Origin of the sequence: Streptosporangium sp. NPDC002721 (genome assembly GCF_042888905.1) — a bacterium.
In the GTDB taxonomy this organism is placed as follows: Bacteria; Actinomycetota; Actinomycetes; order Streptosporangiales; family Streptosporangiaceae; genus Streptosporangium.
The window spans coordinates 22,237-38,459 of record NZ_JBIAQI010000014.1; the positions used below are offsets into that span (position 1 = coordinate 22,237).

Annotated in this window: 18 protein-coding genes; 13 read left to right on the forward strand and 5 right to left on the reverse strand. The window is 70.7% G+C overall.

All coding sequences use genetic code 11. From position 1 onward, the window contains the following. Positions 1–120 precede the first annotated feature (120 nt). Positions 121–1,254, forward strand: a complete 1,134-nt coding sequence (locus ACFYWM_RS20935; protein WP_389917061.1) for a sensor histidine kinase — start codon at positions 121–123, stop codon at positions 1,252–1,254. A 126-nt stretch (positions 1,255–1,380) separates the two neighbouring features. Beyond that, positions 1,381–2,112, forward strand: a complete 732-nt coding sequence (locus tag ACFYWM_RS20940; protein WP_389917063.1) for a response regulator — start codon at positions 1,381–1,383, stop codon at positions 2,110–2,112. Between the two features lie 120 nt (positions 2,113–2,232). Here ACFYWM_RS20940 and ACFYWM_RS20945 read toward each other — a convergent pair whose 3' ends face one another. Further along, complete coding sequence (locus tag ACFYWM_RS20945; RefSeq protein WP_389917065.1) at positions 2,233–2,946, reverse strand: winged-helix domain-containing protein; 714 nt, start codon at positions 2,944–2,946, stop codon at positions 2,233–2,235. Between the two features lie 206 nt (positions 2,947–3,152). On the opposite strand from ACFYWM_RS20945, the gene ACFYWM_RS20950 reads away from it, so the two are divergent. The 9 genes from ACFYWM_RS20950 (at position 3,153) to ACFYWM_RS20990 (ending at position 8,187) form a co-directional block, all read left to right on the forward strand. Continuing rightward, a complete protein-coding gene (locus ACFYWM_RS20950; protein ID WP_389917067.1) occupies positions 3,153–3,404 on the forward strand; it encodes a MoaD/ThiS family protein in 252 nt (83 codons plus the stop codon). 235 nt (positions 3,405–3,639) lie between these two features. Beyond that, positions 3,640–4,320, forward strand: a complete 681-nt coding sequence (locus ACFYWM_RS20955; protein WP_389917069.1) for a DUF2993 domain-containing protein — start codon at positions 3,640–3,642, stop codon at positions 4,318–4,320. A gap of 48 nt (positions 4,321–4,368) precedes the next feature. Further along, positions 4,369–4,881, forward strand: a complete 513-nt coding sequence (locus ACFYWM_RS20960; protein ID WP_350969222.1) for a sigma-70 family RNA polymerase sigma factor — start codon at positions 4,369–4,371, stop codon at positions 4,879–4,881. A gap of 2 nt (positions 4,882–4,883) precedes the next feature. Further along, positions 4,884–5,816 (forward strand): zf-HC2 domain-containing protein, encoded by a 933-nt coding sequence (locus ACFYWM_RS20965; RefSeq protein WP_389917323.1) that lies wholly within the window; start codon positions 4,884–4,886, stop codon positions 5,814–5,816. A gap of 167 nt (positions 5,817–5,983) precedes the next feature. Beyond that, positions 5,984–6,400, forward strand: a complete 417-nt coding sequence (locus tag ACFYWM_RS20970; RefSeq protein ID WP_389917071.1) for a TlpA family protein disulfide reductase — start codon at positions 5,984–5,986, stop codon at positions 6,398–6,400. Positions 6,401–6,491: 91 nt separating this feature from the next. Further along, positions 6,492–6,575 carry a putative leader peptide gene (locus ACFYWM_RS20975; protein WP_350969279.1) on the forward strand — a complete coding sequence of 28 codons (84 nt, stop codon included), beginning with the start codon at positions 6,492–6,494 and terminating at the stop codon, positions 6,573–6,575. A gap of 62 nt (positions 6,576–6,637) precedes the next feature. Then, positions 6,638–7,036, forward strand: coding sequence for a DUF4395 domain-containing protein (locus ACFYWM_RS20980; RefSeq protein ID WP_389917073.1), 399 nt, complete (start codon positions 6,638–6,640; stop codon positions 7,034–7,036). A 15-nt stretch (positions 7,037–7,051) separates the two neighbouring features. Further along, on the forward strand, positions 7,052–7,891 hold the full coding sequence (locus tag ACFYWM_RS20985) for a sulfurtransferase (protein WP_389917075.1): 840 nt from the start codon (positions 7,052–7,054) through the stop codon (positions 7,889–7,891). Beyond that, positions 7,891–8,187, forward strand: coding sequence for a DUF1416 domain-containing protein (locus ACFYWM_RS20990; RefSeq protein ID WP_344746938.1), 297 nt, complete (start codon positions 7,891–7,893; stop codon positions 8,185–8,187). The genes ACFYWM_RS20985 and ACFYWM_RS20990 overlap by 1 nt, the downstream gene beginning before the upstream one ends. Positions 8,188–8,302: 115 nt before the next feature. On the opposite strand, the gene ACFYWM_RS20995 is transcribed toward ACFYWM_RS20990, so the two are convergent. Then, positions 8,303–9,313, reverse strand: coding sequence for a DsbA family protein (locus ACFYWM_RS20995; RefSeq protein WP_389917078.1), 1,011 nt, complete (start codon positions 9,311–9,313; stop codon positions 8,303–8,305). A 215-nt stretch (positions 9,314–9,528) separates the two neighbouring features. Between ACFYWM_RS20995 and ACFYWM_RS21000 the strand changes: the two genes are divergently transcribed. Continuing rightward, positions 9,529–10,743 carry a hypothetical protein gene (locus ACFYWM_RS21000; protein ID WP_389917080.1) on the forward strand — a complete coding sequence of 405 codons (1,215 nt, stop codon included), beginning with the start codon at positions 9,529–9,531 and terminating at the stop codon, positions 10,741–10,743. Here ACFYWM_RS21000 and ACFYWM_RS21005 read toward each other — a convergent pair. The 3 genes from ACFYWM_RS21005 to ACFYWM_RS21015 all read right to left on the reverse strand — a co-directional run bounded on the left by ACFYWM_RS21005 (position 10,733) and on the right by ACFYWM_RS21015 (position 13,883). After that, entirely contained in the window at positions 10,733–11,548 is an 816-nt protein-coding gene (locus ACFYWM_RS21005) for a hypothetical protein (protein ID WP_389917082.1), read from the reverse strand. The two genes, ACFYWM_RS21000 and ACFYWM_RS21005, sit on opposite strands and share 11 nt — an antisense overlap. A 779-nt stretch (positions 11,549–12,327) precedes the next feature. Continuing rightward, positions 12,328–12,897: a hypothetical protein gene (locus ACFYWM_RS21010; RefSeq protein WP_389917084.1), complete on the reverse strand. Its 570-nt coding sequence runs from the start codon at positions 12,895–12,897 to the stop codon at positions 12,328–12,330. 338 nt (positions 12,898–13,235) lie between these two features. Then, a complete protein-coding gene (locus ACFYWM_RS21015) occupies positions 13,236–13,883 on the reverse strand; it encodes a hypothetical protein (protein ID WP_389917086.1) in 648 nt (215 codons plus the stop codon). 176 nt (positions 13,884–14,059) lie between these two features. Here ACFYWM_RS21015 and ACFYWM_RS21020 point away from each other — a divergent pair, with 176 nt between their 5' ends. Next, complete coding sequence (locus ACFYWM_RS21020; RefSeq protein ID WP_389917088.1) at positions 14,060–16,000, forward strand: hypothetical protein; 1,941 nt, start codon at positions 14,060–14,062, stop codon at positions 15,998–16,000. Positions 16,001–16,223 lie beyond the last annotated feature (223 nt).

A 16,223-nucleotide genomic window follows, 5' to 3' on the forward strand; every position in this document is an offset into this window, starting at 1 on the left:
ACCGTACACCGGGAGCGGTGTCCGTGGCCCGGTGGAGGGCGGCGTACGGCGGGGGATGTACGGGCGACCTCCCCCTCGCGGGGGAAGGCGCGGCGGGTACGGTGACCTACCGTGTCAGGGGTGAGGACCCGGAGAACCGATGCGCTGGTCGCGGCCGGGGTGCTGGCGGGGATCGTCGCGGGCACCTACGGCGGGCTGTCCAGCTCGGGTTCCCCCGAGCGCCCGCTGGACACGTTCGGCCTGATGTTGATCACGGTGTCGTCGCTGGTGCTGGCATTCCGGCGGAGCGCGCCGCTGCCGGTGGGAACGATCACCGTGGCCTGCGCCGTCGCCTACTACGCCTGGCGGTTCCCGGGCATCTTCGCCGCCGCGCCCGCCCTGATGTCGATCTACACGGCGGCGGCCCTCGGACGGCGCCGCCTGGCGATCTGGCTGGCCGTCTCGATGAGCGTGGGGGTCTACGGCCCCATCGCGCTGTCCGACGTCGACCCCGCCCCCGACGGGGGTTTCACGCTGCTCAGCGGCTGGCTGGTGGCGATGGTGGTCCTCGGGGAGACGGCCAGGAACCGTCGCGCGTACCTGAACGAGGTCGAGCGGCGGGCGGTCGAGGCCGAGCGCACCCGCGAGGAGGCGGCGCTGCGCAGGGCGGACGAGGAGCGGCTGTGGATCGCCCAGGAACTGCACGACACCCTCACCCACAACATCTCGGTCATCAACGTCCAGGCCTCCGTCGCCGTGCACCTGCTCGACAGCGACCCCGCGCTGTCCCGCGAGGCACTGACCGTGATCAAGGAGTCGGGGCGGGAGGCGATGGGGGAGCTCCGCGCCACGCTGGGCGTGCTGAGGCAGGCCGGCCCCGACGGCCCCGGGGCGGGTCTCGCCCGGCTGCCCCGGCTGGTCGCCAGGGCGGAGGCGGTGGGATTGCCGGTCAGGGTCCTCGTCGTCGGGGAGCGCCGGGACCTTCCCCCGGACGTCGACCGGGCGGCCTACCGCATCGCGCAGGAGGCGTTCACCAACGTGCTCCGTCACGCCGGGCCCGCCTCGATCACGTTGACGACCGAGTACCGGCCCGAGACGGTCGTGCTGCGCGTCGAGGACGACGGGGAGTCGTCCGCCGAGGTCACGAGATACGGAATGGGGCTGATCGGGATGCGCGAGCGCGCCGTCGCGGCCGGAGGGTCGCTCACCGCGGGGCCGCGCCCGCGGGGCGGTTTCGCCGTCCGGGCCGAGCTGCCCCTGGCGGGACGGCCGTGATCGGGGTGCCGCCGGTCCACGGCCGGGCATTGGGGGTGTGATCGGGGTGCTGTCGGTCCACGGCCGGGCGTTGGGAGGCGTGATCAGGGTGCTGCCGGCCTGTGACCGGGCACCGGTGGGGTGGCCGTGATCAGGGTGCTGCTCGCCGACGACCAGGCGCTGATCCGCGCGGGCTTCCGGGCGCTGCTCGAAATGGCCGACGACATCACCGTCGTCGGTGAGGCGGGCAACGGCGTCGAGGCCGTCGAGATGTCCCGCGCGCTGCGGCCCGACGTGGCGCTGCTGGACGTCAGGATGCCGCTGCTCGACGGGATACAGGCCACCAGGAGGATCGGCGCCGACCCCGAGCTCGACGCGGTACGCGTGGTGATCCTGACCAACTACGCCCTCGACGAGTACGTCTTCGCCGCGCTGCGCGCCGGGGCCGGGGGCTTCCTGCTCAAGGACATCGAACCCGCCGAGCTGCTGAGGTCGGTCCGGGTGGCCGCCGCCGGTGACGCGCTGCTCTCGCCCTCGGTGACCCGGCGGCTGATCGAGGAGTACGTGTCCACCCCGCCCAGGCCCGTCGCCGGGCCCGGCCTGGAACGCCTGACCGGCCGCGAGCTGGAGATCCTGGCGCTGGTCGCCACCGGCATGTCCAACGCGGAGATGGCCGGGCACCTGGCCATCAGCCACGCCACCGTCAAGACCCACGTCAGCCGGTCGATGACGAAGCTGGGGGCACGCGACAGGGCGCAGCTCGTCGTCTTCGCCTACGAGTCGGGGCTGGTCACGCCAGGAGCATCCGGGGCATCCGGGACACCCAGAACGCCTGGCACGCCGGATGCGCCCGGTTCGCCGTCCGGTGGGCGTGCCTGAGGGCAGACGCCTCACACATCTGTCCGGCTCCCTTCCCCGTGAGAATTCCGCGGGGCGGGAGCGGGAACGTGCCACGGCCGGTTCCGGCGACTCCCGGAAGCGGTTCTACAGGAAAAGGGGCTAGTGGCGCGCGGGCTCGCGCTCCTCGGCGGGCTCGTTGCCGCGCTCGGGGACGAACCGGTAACCGACGTTGCGGACCGTGCCGATCAGCGCCTCGTACTCGGCGCCGAGCTTGGCGCGGAGCCGCCGGACGTGGACGTCCACGGTGCGGGTGCCGCCGAAGTAGTCGTACCCCCAGACCTCCTGGAGGAGCTGGGCGCGGGTGAAGACCCTGCCGGGGTGCTGCGCCAGGTACTTCAGGAGCTCGAACTCCTTGAAGGTCAGGTCCAGCGCGCGTCCGCGGAGCCTGGCGGTGTAGGTGGCCTCGTCGATCGACAGGTCACCGTTGCGGATCTCGTCCGGCACCTCCTCGGCGGCGGACAGGTGGAGCTTGCCCACGGCCATCCTGAGCCGCGCCTCGACCTCGGCGGGTCCGGCGGTGTCGAGGATGACGTCGTCGGCACCCCACTCCGCGGTCAGCCCGGCCAGGCCGCCCTCTGTGACGATCACCACCAGGGGGCAGGCGACGCCCGTGGTGCGCAGCAGCCGGCACAGGCTCTTGGCCTGGACGAGCTCGCGGCGCGCGTCCACCAGGATCGCGTCGGCGGGTGGGGCGTCGAGCAGGGCGGATGCCTCCGCGGGCGCGACCCGTACCGAGTGCAGTAGCAGCCCCAGCGCCGGAAGCACCTCGGTTGAGGGCTCAAGGGCGTTGGTGAGCAGCAGGAGATTGCTCACGATGCCTCCTTCCCGCGTAATGCCGGCGACAGCCGTACAAACACGTAAGGACCCGGGGGCTACGTTGCCCAGGTCCCGTAGTACGTGAGGATAACCCACAGGGGTTCAGCGTCCAGCGAACGTCCACCTGGTGAACACCGGTTCTCCATGTGAATTCGCCGTAATGGCAAGGTAACTCTACGTGTGCTTGAGGAGTTGATTCACTGATGGCGACGGTCATTGTCAGATATTGGGCCGCGGCGAAGGAGGCGGCCGGGGTCGCGGAGGAGCGCTCCGAGGCCGTGACGCTTGCCGAGTTGATGACCAAAATCACATCCGACCGTGAAGGGCTGGCCCGCGTGGTGAGCCGGTCGTCGTTCCTGGTCGACGGGGATCCGGTGGGCAGACGGGCCCACGAGACGATCATCCTGCCGGACGGGGCGACGGTCGAGGTGCTCCCGCCCTTCGCGGGCGGCTGAGCGGGAGGGCCTGATCGGGAGGACCTGATCGGGAGGACCTGATCGGGAGGACCTGAGGGAAGACCTGAGCGGGAAGATCTGGGCACGGTTTCGAGCGGGGAAGCCCGAGCAGGCGTTCCGGGTGGGTGCGCCCGGGCGGGGTGGGTGCTACCACCGGGGCGGCGTTTCGGACAGGATTGCGGGGGGAGGTCACGCCAATGGCCACCCTCGGGCCGGAGAACGAACAGGGAGTCGGATGCGCAAGCTGATCGGTTTTCTCCTCGTCCTGCTCGTTCTCGTGGTGATCCTCGACAGGGTCGCCGTCACGGGGGTCCAGCGCGAGATCGCCACGCAGACCACGGCGAAGTACGACCTCGCGACCCCGCCGGAGGTCACGATCGAGGGCATACCCTTCCTGACCCAGGCGATCGCCGGGCGCTACGAGGAGGTCAGGGTCGCCGCGGGCGCGATGACCGTCTCGGGCATCCGGCTGTCGAGCGTCGACTTCACCCTGCGCGGCGTCACCGCCCCGCTGGAGGACCTGGTGCTCCGTCCCCAGCAGGTGGACATGCGCGCCGAGCGCGTGGAGGGGGCGGTGGTCGTCTCGGTGGCGACGCTCAACCAGAGGGCGCCTCGCGGGATCAAGGTCAACATCGTGGGAGACGAGCTCAACGTCAGCGGGGAGATCACCGTGCTGGGGCAGAAGGTGCCCGTGAAGGCGGCGCTCAAGGTCGACATCGTCGAGGGCGGCCTGCGGCTCGTCCCCGGGAAGGTGACCCTGGGCGGGGGCATCCCCGTTCCCGACCCCGAGCGGTTCATCAACTACCGCATCCCGATCGGGAAGCTGCCCTACAACCTCAAGCTGACCGAGGTCAAGGCCGTTCCCGAGGGTCTGCGCATCTCGGGCGAGGCCTCCGACGTGCCCCTGCGAGGTTGAACGTGCGCCGTGCCTGAACCGGATCGTCCCGCCGTACGTCGTGAGGGTGTGAGCCAAGCCGGAACCGCCGACGAGCAACTCGTCAGGGCGCTCTTCGACGAGCACGGCGGGCCACTCTACGGCTACGTGCTGCGGCTGACGGGCGATTCGGGGAGAGCGGAGGACGTCGTGCAGGAAACGCTGTTGCGGGCCTGGCGCCATCCTGACGCGTTCGCCGGCCGCTCCATCCGCGCGTGGCTGTTCACGGTGGCACGCAACCTCGTCGTCGACCAGCACCGCGCGCGCAAGGCGCGTCCCCCGGAGACGGGTGACGAGGCGCTCGCCGTGGTGCCCGCCGACGACGAGCTGGAGCGGGCCGTCGAGTCGTGGGCGGTCGCCGAGGCGCTGGCCGCGCTGCGGCCCGAGCACCGCGAGGTGCTGGCCGAGGTCTACTACCAGGGGAAATCCGTAAAGGAGGCCGCCGAGTCGCTCGGCATCCCCGCCGGAACGGTTAAATCGCGCACGTATTACGCGCTTCGGGCGCTCAAGCTGGCGCTGGAGGAGCGGGGGCTCGCGCCATGATGATGACCTGTGAAGAAGTACGGATGTCGCTGGGGGTCTACGTCCTCGACGCCCTGGAGCCGGACGAGCGCGTGCTCGTCGAGGCCCATCTCGCCGAGTGCGCCGAGTGCCGGGCCGAGCTGGAGGAGCTGGCCGGGGTGACGACGTTCCTCGGCAGGGTGTCCGAGGGCGATGTGGCGCAGGTGGCGAGCCCGCCCACGGTGGTGCTCGAACGGCTGCTCAGCGCCAAGGTCAGGCGGCGCCGTACGAACCGCCTGATGCTCTCGCTGGCCGCCTCGGTCCTGGTGGTCGGGCTCGGCGGCGGGACCTTGTGGGCCGTCACCCAGAGCTCCCAGCAGGCCACCCCGGTCTCGGCGCCCATGATGGACGCGCCGTCGGCCTCCGCGGAGGAGCAGGGGGAGAGCGCCCGGTCCCTCTCGGACTCGACCCTGCCCGAGACCGACGCCAAGGCCAGTGCCAAGGTCAGGTCCTCCCCGTCCCCGGCGGACGGTTCCACCGCGGAGGCATTCAGGTCTCCGGCGACAGGCTCGGCACGGGAGTCCTCCGATTCGTCGACGGCCGGTCCCGAGTCCCGGACCTCCGAGTCCACGCTGTCCAGCCCCGCGCCGGAGGTCCTGCTCGCCCCGAGCGAGCTGCGGTTCAAGGGGGCGGACCGCACGGGTACGGTCCGCGCGACGGTGACCGCGTCCACCGGGGAGGGGGCGACCACGATCAAGGTCATGCTCACCGGGGTGGCCAAGGGCACGCGCTGCCGGCTGGAGGTGGTCGGGCAGGGCGGGCTCAGGGAGACGGCGGGCAACTGGGTCGTTAACAGGGCCGCCTATGACGAGTCGGGCGGCTTCGAGGGCACCACGACGATCCCGCCGGAGCGGATCACGTCATTCGAGATCACCACGGCCGAGGGACGGGTGCTGCTCACGGTTCCCGCTTCCTGATCCCGCTCCGTTCACGGTTGCCGCTTCCTGAATCCGGATCTGTTCACGCTCCCCGTTCCCCGATCCCGCTCCGTTCACGGTTCCCGCTTTTTGAATCCGTCCCGCCGGATCCGTCCCGCCGGAGCGGCGCGGGAATGGTCCGGGGGGCACGCCTGTTGTCGTGTTCCGTGACCGGTTTGACGGTGGTGGTCGTCACCCTCGCCCTCGCCACGCTCGTGGGCGTGGTGCTGCGGCGGCGGAACGGCGTGGCGCGGGAGGTGAGGGGCGACGTGGAACGGCTCACGTCCGGCGACATCCACGCGGAGCTGGGAAAGCGGGCCACGCTCGTGCAGTTCTCCACCTCCTTCTGCCAGCCGTGCCGGGCGACCCGGCGGATCCTCGGCGAGGTGGCCGAGATGGTGCCCGGTGTCGCGCACGTGGAGATCGACGCGGAGTCCCGCCTCGACCTGGTCCGATCGCTGAACATCCTGCGCACCCCCACCGTCCTGGTCCTCGACGCGTCCGGGCAGGTCGTGAAACGCGCCTCCGGTCAACCCAGGAAAGCCGACGTCATCGGCGCCCTCGGTCTGGCGGTCGGCGAATGAGCGGGGCACCCTATCGCCCATTGAACGATCATGTCTCAGAAATTGGACAGGGATGTGACAGATGGCGGGACGCCGGGGTAATGTCGTGGACATGAACTCCACGACAGAGCTGCTCACGAAGCGGCGCGCGGTTGATTTCTGCCGCGTGACCACCGCTCTCTGTCGCGTTTCCTAAGGGCGATCTCAAGCGGTCGTCGAGCCGCACCGATCTGCACGACCCTTCAGGAGCATCAGGCGATGCAGGTTGATTCCCGAGCCCTCCGCTTCTCAGCGGCCGTCACCACCGTCGTGCTCGCGCTCGTCCTCGTGACGGGCAGCGCATGGCTGCTGGCCGCACAGGCCGTCGTGTTCACGCTGGGCACTCTCGGCACCTCGCCGTACGGGATGATTTTCAAAGGGATAGTGAAGAGTCCGCCGAAGGAGCTGGAGGACGCCGGCCCGCCGCGTTTCGCGCAGGGGGTCGGACTCGCCTTCGCTCTGGTGGGCTTGGTCGGATACGTCGCACAGATAACGCCGCTGGCCCTCGGCGCCGTCGCAGCGGCCCTTTTCGCCGCATTTCTCAACGCCGCTTTCGGTTTCTGTCTCGGCTGCGAGATGTTTTTGATCATTCGCCGTTTACTACCCGCCGCACGATGATCCTGGAGGATCAAAATGAGCCGCTCCGCCGTCCTGGTCGACGCTGACTGGGTTGAGGCCAACCTCGACACTCCCGGCGTCGTTCTCGTCGAAGTGGACGAGGACGCCAGCGCATATGACAAGGGCCACATCCGTGGCGCAGTGAAGGTCGACTGGAAGCAGGACCTCCAGGACCCGGTTCGCCGCGACTTCATCGACCGCGAGGGCTTCCAGGCGCTGCTGTCGTCCAGGGGCATCGCCAACGACGACACCGTGGTCCTCTACGGTGGCAACAACAACTGGTTCGCCGCCTACGCGTACTGGTACTTCAAGCTCTACGGCCACGAGAACATCAAGCTCCTCGACGGTGGCCGCAAGAAGTGGGAGCTCGACTCCCGCGAGCTGGTCAAGGACGTCGTCGCGCGTCCCGAGACGAGCTACCAGGCCAAGGACCAGGACCTGTCCATCCGCGCCTTCCGTGACGACGTCGTCGCCGCGATCGGCAAGCTCAACCTGGTCGACGTGCGCTCGCCCGACGAGTTCACCGGCAAGCTGCTCGCGCCCGCCCACCTCCCGCAGGAGGCGGCGCAGCGCGGCGGCCACGTTCCCACCGCCCGCAACATCCCCTGGTCGAAGACGGCCAACGACGACGGCACCTTCAAGACGGACGAGGACCTCAAGGCCCTCTACGAGGGCGAAGGCGTCGACTTCTCCAAGGACACCATCGCCTACTGCCGCATCGGGGAGCGCTCGGCGCACTCGTGGTTCGTCCTCCACGAGATCCTCGACCAGGCAAGTGTCAAGAACTACGACGGATCGTGGACCGAGTACGGCTCGCTCATCGGCGTGCCGATCGAACTGGGAGAGGCACGATAATGACTCAGGGATGCGCTGCTCCGGAACAGACGGTTGCCCTTCCGGCCGGGATCGACCTTTCGAGCCAGGCCGTCATCCAGGGTGTGGTCTCGGGCGCGGGCACGGCATACGCCCGCCTGCTCGACCACGCGGGAGAGTTCACCGGCGAGGTCGTGGTGTCCGACGAGGGCATCTTCCGCTTCTTCGCCGCTCCCGGTGACTGGACCGTCCGCATCATCGCGGGCGGCGGGATCACCAAGGACATCCCGGCCCAGGCCCGCCTGGGTGAGGTCACCCAGCTCGCCGTGGCCGTCTGACCCTCGGGTTCCGACCGGTACGAACAACACGAACAGTACGAACCAGCAGGGTGAGAGGACCGGCGCTCCTTCGGGAGGGCCGGTCCTTTCCGTTACACCGGAGGTGTCGAAGCCGTCAGACCGTGAGCCGGTCCGCCAGACGGTTCTCGACACGGTCGAGGGCGTCGACGTAGTCGGGCTCCGGGGACATGGCCGCCGCCAGGCGCAGATGTGGCAGGGCCTCGGGGAGAAGGTTGGCGCGTTCGAGGGTACGGCCGAGCAGGAACCGGGCGTAGTGGTCACCGGGAGTGCGCTCCAGAAGCGACTCCAGGGTCTCCCTCGCCCTGCCGAGCTGGGCCGAGCCGAAGTAGGCGCGGGCCGCCAGCAGCCGTACGGCGGGGTCGTCGCCGTGGTCGGCCAGCAGCGGGCGCAGGATCCACAGGGCGCCGAGGGGGTCTCGGACGTCCAGCAGCGCCTCGGCCCGGCGCAGCCACCTGACCTCGTCGGGGAGTTCCCGCGGGGGAGCGGCGTGCCGTACCAGGTCGGCGAGGACCTCGGCCGGCTGCGCGCCCGAGACCATCGTGTCGCCGACCGCGAAGGTCGGCGAGGTGGTGATGCCCTCGGCCTTGCCGCGCAGCAGCTCGGAGCGGACCTCGTCCGCGCCGTCGCCGCGGTCGAGCGCCTCGGCCATGCCGTCCAGGCCGGCCTCGGCGGCGAGCGCCACCAGGGTGGCGCGGTCCCCGATGTCGGAGCCCTCGACGAAGTGGGCGCGCAGGATCCGCTCCACGACCGCGTCCTGGAGCGCGGCGCCGCCCCGTCCGCGGGCGAGGGCGATCACCCGGTGCGCGTCGAACGTGTTCGCCCGCCACACGGCACCCCGCGGCCGGCCGCCGTCACCGGCCTGATCCCCGGCCTGATCCCCGGCCCGGTCCCCGGTCGAGGGCGAGGTCGGGTGGAAGGCTCGCAGGGCGCCCTCGGCGACCGGGTCGCGAAGCTCCTCCTCCAGCGGTTCCGACGGCACCGGAGCCATCGGGTCGATGACGTACGGACGCCAGACGATCTCCACGTCCTCGCCGAGTTCCGCCTGCTCCAGGCGTCGCCTGCCGATGTAGGCCCACGCGCAGGCCATGTCGGCCCAGACTTCCATGCGCTTCATTGCCGCTGCAACAAACGAGGCCGGCCGTTTATTCGACGGGCACACGGGAGCGAGGGAGGGCGGTGTCGCGCCGGGCTCGGCCGGTCGGGCTGCGCTCCGTCAGGGGAGTCGTTAGCATGCGTCGGGTGCCTGAAACGCCTGTTATGCCCGCACAGTCGCCGGCAGTCGGCCGGAGGCCCGCCTCGCTTTCCGCGGCCTCGCTGCCCATGCACACGTTCAGGATCTTCGGTGCCTGCGCCCTGTCGCTGATCCTGTGGTTCTCGGCGGGCAAGGTGGTCCGGGGGCTGCTGATGGTGGCCGCCAGCGAGGTCTCCCACGGTGACCACAAGCAGGTACGGCTCGTCGTCACGATGTTCGTCTTCACGTTGATCGTGCTGAACGAGCTCGTCGTGATGGTCGGCATGCTGCACTCGGTGCGCGGGGCACTGCGGGAGATCCGGGCGCGCCGGGAGGGCGGCGAGGCGGACGAGAGCATGTTCGGCGCGCTGAACCGGGCCACGCTGGTCTTCGCCACCATCTACCTCGCCTGGAGCTTCCAGAACGCGGACGCCAGGGAGTTCATCGCCGTCGACACCGCCAGGCGGGTCGACCAGGACTTCGCGACGAGTCTCGCGGGGGGCGAGGTGGAGGGCGGCACCGGACTCTCCACGCTGGACGTGCGGGTCTCCATCGGGGTCGCCGTGGTCGCGTACCTGCTCAAGTCGCTGTTCAGCTGGTGGCACGTCAACGGCAAGGTGAGGGGCAGCGGCGTGTTCGCGACCTTCTTCGAGCTGGCCTTCGCCTTCTACAGCATCAACGCCATCTTCGCCTTCGCCGACGCGCGGACGGACTGGCTGGACCACCGGGTCGTCGTGGCCACGGCCAGGGACTGGGCGGAGCGGGCGGGCGAGGCCGTGCCCTTGTGGAAGACCTTCTGGGACGCGGCCGGGGACGTCTGGCCCCATGTGATCGACGGCCTGTTCGTCCCGCTCACCTGGCTCACGGTCGCCTCGCTCGTCTACGGGGCCTTCGCCGAGGACACCCGGGCCGTCGTACGGGGAACCAGACTCGACAACGTGGCCACCCGGATGGAGCGGACGCACAACCTCACCCAGACTACGATGACCCGTGCCACGGCCGGGTTCCAGGAGCGTTGGGTCCCCCCGGCGAACGCCTTCCGGCTCGCGGTCCGGGGCGGTCCCGCGCTGTTCGGCCTCTTCTGCCTCGGTTACGTCGGGATCAGGGTGGCCGCCGACTACGCGGACCGGGGCGTGCGGATGCTGATCGGCAACGAGGACCCGTTCGTCTGGCTGGCGCTGGCCGGGCCGGTGACGTTCTTCAGGGAGATGGTGGTGCTGACGCTCACCGTCTGCCTGCTGGCGGCCACGTTCGACATCGCGGCCACCCGCAGCCGTGAGGCGGGGGAGACCCTCACCGCCTGAAGCGCAGCACCTGGTCCTGGACGGGGTCCTTCTGCTCCGCGGCCTTCTTGAAGATGTCCTTCACGGACTCGTCCTCCACGACCTGGTACGTGGCGGGGCGGACGTGGACCTCGACCTGCCCGGCCAGCTTCTTGGGCACCATGCTGACCATGTTGTAGGAGTAGGCCGTACCGATCTTGTGGTCCTTGGCCTCGTCCGGGATGTCGTCGCTCTCGGGGAGGACCTTCCACACGCGGCCGTCGGAATGCCTCATCTCGACCTCGGGGTCACCGCGCAGGCCGACGCCCTCGGCGTCCAGCGCGGTCCTCGTCACCTTGATCTTCAACCACTGGCGGTCGGCCTGGGCGGGCTTCTGGCCGCCCAGGCTGTCCACCTGCTCGACCGAGGCCTTCCACGACACGTGCATCAGCGTCATGGCGCCCCCCGGCGCGACGGTGTAGACCCTGTCGGCGGGGTTGCCGGTCCTGTAGACGGTGTAACCGTTCCAGGTGGAGGCCACGATGCCGAGCCCCACGGCCACGATCGCCCCGCCGACCCGCAGCGCCGTACGACGGCGCCTCGCCGGTGCGGTCTCCTCCGCGGTCGCGGGGTTCGCCGGGGTGTCCGGGGTGTCCGGGGTCTCTGGGCTCTCCGGTGAGGGGTGTCCATCGGGTGGCGTGCCGGTAGGTACGGCGGCGGAGGGTCTGGGCAGTGGAGTCCCGGCGACGGAGGGGAACGGCTGGGTCGAGGCTCCCGGCGGCTCCTCCTCCGGCTCCTCCACGGGCGGCTTCGGGGGCCAGACCTGTTCGTCCGGGAAAATCTGCATGGGGCCGGGCGTCCACTGACCGCCACCGCCCGAAGGTCGCGGGCGCTGGGGCGGGGTGGGGCGGCTCCTGGCCTGAGAACCCCCGGCCTGAGGAGCAGGTACGGAGGGGAGGCTCGGGGCCGGGCCGGGTGGCGCGGCGGGCCGGGAGGTGGGGGCCGACCACGCTGAGGCGGGGGATCCCTGCCCGGCACGGCGGTTCCCGGGCTCGGGCGGGTTCAGCCGCCGGGCCCGGGGCAGGGGCGGCCGTTCCGGATTCTGCGCGGTGTGCGTCCGGGGGGCCACGGGAGGATCCGCCGGGCGTTCCGGGTGACGTTCCGCGTGCCGTCCGCGAGGTTGCGTGGGCGCGTCGTCGTCGGGGCCGGGCGGTGTCGGATGCTCACCGGTAGGGCCGGTAGAGGACGGATGCTCGCCGGCAGGGCCGGGGGGCGCCGGCCAGGTGCCGAGGGTGGTGGGCCAGGGACTGCCCCGGTAGGAGTCCTGGGAGGGCGTGGCGGAATCGCCTTCCGGGGCGAACCGGTCCTGTACGGGCCAGCTCGTCCCCACGGGCCCGTTCTCCCCTGTGGGCCAGGGCTCTCCCGTAGGCCAGGACTCTCCTGTGAGCCGGGGCTCCTCTATGGGCCGAGGTCCCCGCGCGGACCGTTCCTCGCGCACGAGTGGTTCCTCCCGCGTGGGCCGGTCGTCCCGCGTGGGCCGGTCCTCCCGCGTGGGAGGTTCCTCCCGTGAGGCGAACCAGTCGCGGCCCTGCTCGTCCTCGGGGCCTCCCCGGTGTGGCGTCCCCATCAGTTCCTGCTCGCCAACTCGTGGACGTCCTTCGCGGTGGAGGTCAGCCGTCGCGCGGCCGCCTCGTCCAGGCCCAGGTCTATCTCGATCTCGGGTCCGTTCGGCTCGACGATGAAACCGGACGAGGGGGCGAGCAGGATCCGCGAGTCCGGGAGCTCCCCGGGGGGAATCTCGAAGACCGTCACGCCCTCGGTCCACCAGCCCGGCTGGATGTAGGGATGGGTGATGGTCGACATCTGGTCCACCCTGTCGGAGGCCACGTAACGGTGCCCGCCGCCCGTCAGCAGGCGGGGAGGCCCCAGTTGCTGCGGCTCCCAGGTCGCCGTGGCGCCCACCTCGACGATGACGAAGATCCCCTTGGCGGTCACCCGCTCCTGCTCGCCGCGGGTGTTCTCGGCCGCGATGGCCTTGGCCGCGTGCACGGCCTTGACCCGTGCGGAGATCCGGGAGCCGGTGACCTCCTCGTTGATGTCACCGGTCGAGGTGAGGGGCGCGTCGTGGTCGGCGATCCCCGAGCCGAACGCCTGCAGCGCCACGGCCGAGGCCGCCAGCGCGATCCCGGCCAGCACGGCACCGGCGGTGCGCCACCGGCTCGGCGGCGCGGCGGTCCCGCGGCGGGCGGAAGTCCCGGAACGGGAGCGGGAGCGGGAGCGCTGATCGGGCCGGGGACGGGTCTCGGACCGGGCCTGGGCCTGGGACCGGGGGTAGGACTCGGGCCGCGAATGAGCCTCGGGCTGGGAGGACCGCGAGGACCGCGAGGACCGCGAGGGCTGAGAGGGCTGAGAGGATCGCGAGGGCTGCGAGGGCTGAGAGGATCGCGAGGGCTGCGAGGGCTGAGAGGGCTGAGAGGACTGCGAGAAAGGCTCGGGCTGAGGGTGGGTCTCGGGCCGGGGGTGGGAGGGGAGGTTCACGAGCGCGCTCCCTTCGGCACGACGGGAAGCGTGACCTGGGCCGTCACCACCGGCTTCGCCTTGCCCGCCTCGTTCTCCGTCACCAGGAACCAGCCGGGCGCCAGGGTGATCCCGTCACGCCACTCGTACTTGCCGACGTCGATCGTGAGCTGCTTGGGAGCCCGCTGCCCGTCCTCCAGCTCGTACTTGACCACGACGCTGGTCGGCAGGGCCGGGTGGAGTTGCGTGCTCTCACCCCCTCCGGTGGGGGAGAACAACGACGCGCCGTACTTGCCCTTGATCGCGGGGGTGATCCTGACCAGGGACGAGCCGAGGGATCCGCCGCCCAGGCCGCCCTCGTAGAGCAGTCCCGTGATCGCGGTCTCGTCGCCCTTGTTGACGACCCGGAGCTCGATCTCCAGGAAACGCTTGGGCGGGCTTCCGAACAGGCCGGGCTCGCTCAGCGTGCGGGACCCGACGAACGTGGTCGTGAACTGTTCCTGGTCCACGGTCGCGCCCTGGCCGAGCCGCTTGGGAGGCTTGTCGGGGGCCGTGGCGAAACCGCCGGTGGCGGCGGTGACTCCCAGGCCGGCGATCGTCACGAGGGCGACGAGCGGGACCGCGATGGGGCGCCGTCTGGTGGGACCCTCGGACGGGGGAGTCATGAGAAATGATGTTAATCGCTGACGTCCGTCCCATCCGACTCATCTGTCCCTTAAGTACTGGTGAACCTGGGGAAAATACAGCGGATTGATGGGAACGCTGCCCGAATATGATGTCGAACTCTTACGCTGTCTCCGAGGCTTTCGATGAGCCCGATGGCGGAGGTTCCGTGGCGGACGTGCATCCAGAGCATGCGCAGCTCCAGGCGGACCGGATCTACCTGGGCTGGCAGTACGCCTTGTTGCACCCTGATCCGGGTCCGGCTCCCAAGCGACCCTCGCCGGTCGAGAATCCTCCCGAGCCGATCGACCCCGAGTGGGTGCGCAGGGAACGCCTCAACGAGGATCTCCTGAACCGGCCGGTCAAGATCGTTCGTGGCTTCATGGCCGCGCTCGCCACCCTGATCCTCGTCCTCGGCCTCACCGAGATGCTCAGCTGGTCGTTCGCCGCCGTCGGGGTGATCGCCGCGGGCGGCATCGCGGCGTTCTGCAGCTACGCCGTCCACCAGGGCGACCGGGCCGTACGCCACCGCATCAAGGAGCGCGAGGTGGCCGGGGACCGGCTGCGGGAGGAACGTGACAGGGAGCTCTTCCTCGCCCAGGAGGAGCACGCCGCCCGTTACCGCGAGTGGGCCGAGAAGAAGGAGCGCCACGACCGCCAGCTGACCTGGTACGCGGTGGCGGTGCCCGACGAGATCGACCGGATCGACGTGGCCGGGGGCACGCTGCCCGGCTGGTCGGCGCTGATCACCCTGCTCGGCGCGACCCGCCTCTACAGCGGCGGCCACCTGACCGTGCTCGACCTGTCCGAGGGCGCGGTCGCCAAGGACCTGATCGAGCTCGCGCGCCGGGGCGGCGACGACCCGCTGGTCTGGGTGCTGCCGGTCGACCTGCCCCGGCTCGACCTGGGCGCCACGCTCGCCCCGGAGGCCTTCGCCGACGTCCTCGCCCACGTCGTGAGCGTCAGCGAGGAGCACCGTTCGACGAGGGACCTGTCGTTCGACAACGCCATCCTGGAGCGGGTCCTGGAGGTCCTCGGCGAGAGCGCCACGATCAACCAGGTCACCGCCGCCCTGCGCGCCCTGGCCCAGGTCGGCGACCCCCGTGAGGACCTGCGCTACGGCCTGATCACCGCCACCCAGCTGGAGCGGATCGGCACGCTCTTCGGCCGGGGCGTCAGCGACCGGGTGGTGATCGAGCGGGCGTGGGCGCTGGAGTCGCAGCTGCGCAAGCTGGAGACCCTCGGCTCCGAGGCGGTGCGCCTGCCGCCCGCGCGCCTGCGGGTCGTGTCGATGGACCGCCAGGCGGGCGTGTTCGGCAACCGCGTCCTCGGCACGTACGTGGCGACCGCGCTCACCCACATCCTGCGCCAGTCGCCCGCCTCCGAGCGGCCGTGGTACCACACGATCATCGTCGCGGGCGCGGACAAGCTCCGCGGCGACGTGCTCGACCGGCTGATGGACGCCTGCGAGACCTCCAGGACCGGTCTCGTGCTCACCTACCGCGCGCTCACCCCGACCGTACGGGAACGGCTCGGGCGCGGGCACGCGGCGGTGACGTTCATGCGGCTCGGCAACGCCGAGGACGCCCGGGTCGCCAGCGAGCACGTCGGCACCGAGCACCGGCTGGAGCTCGCCCAGCTCACCGAGACGATCAGCGCCGCCGGGGCCGGGATGGACGGCGGCTACGTCTCCACGGTCGGCCAGGCCGAGGAGGGCGACGAGGAACGCGACGTGAGCCACGCGGACCTCAAGGAGGACATCACCGAGTCCACCGAGTGGGGCCGCCGCGCGACCAAGGCGATGGGGGAGACCGAGCGGGTGCTGCACCGCTCAAGGGAGTTCCTCGTCGAGCCCCACCAGCTCCAGCAGCTTCCCACCACCTCGGTGATCGTCACCGACGCCACCGCCGACGGCCGCAGGGTCCGTCTCGCCGATGCCAACCCGGCCATACTGACCTTCCCCAAGACGACGCTGGGCGAGTTCGACGAGATCAAGGAAGCCGCGCTGGAACACGGGCAGCAGGAGAGGAAGTCCGAGCCACGGGCGTCGAGCGCGTTCGAGGACGCGCCGCCCAACCTCGGCCCGCCCCCGGCCAGGCTCGACTGGCGCCGCCGCTGATGAGGACCCGGCCCACGCCGACGAGGACCCGGCCGACGCTGATGAGGACCCGGTCGACGCGGGCCCGGGGGGTGAAGGTCCGGGCGGGGACCGTCCGGGCGGCGGCGTTCTCACCGGATGCGTCAACGAGCCGTCCGTATGTCGTAATGGGATGGTCAATGCCGGGGTGCGAGCCCCGAGTCAGGTTCGACCGTGGTTGCGGGGGTGACCTACCCTCGATCTC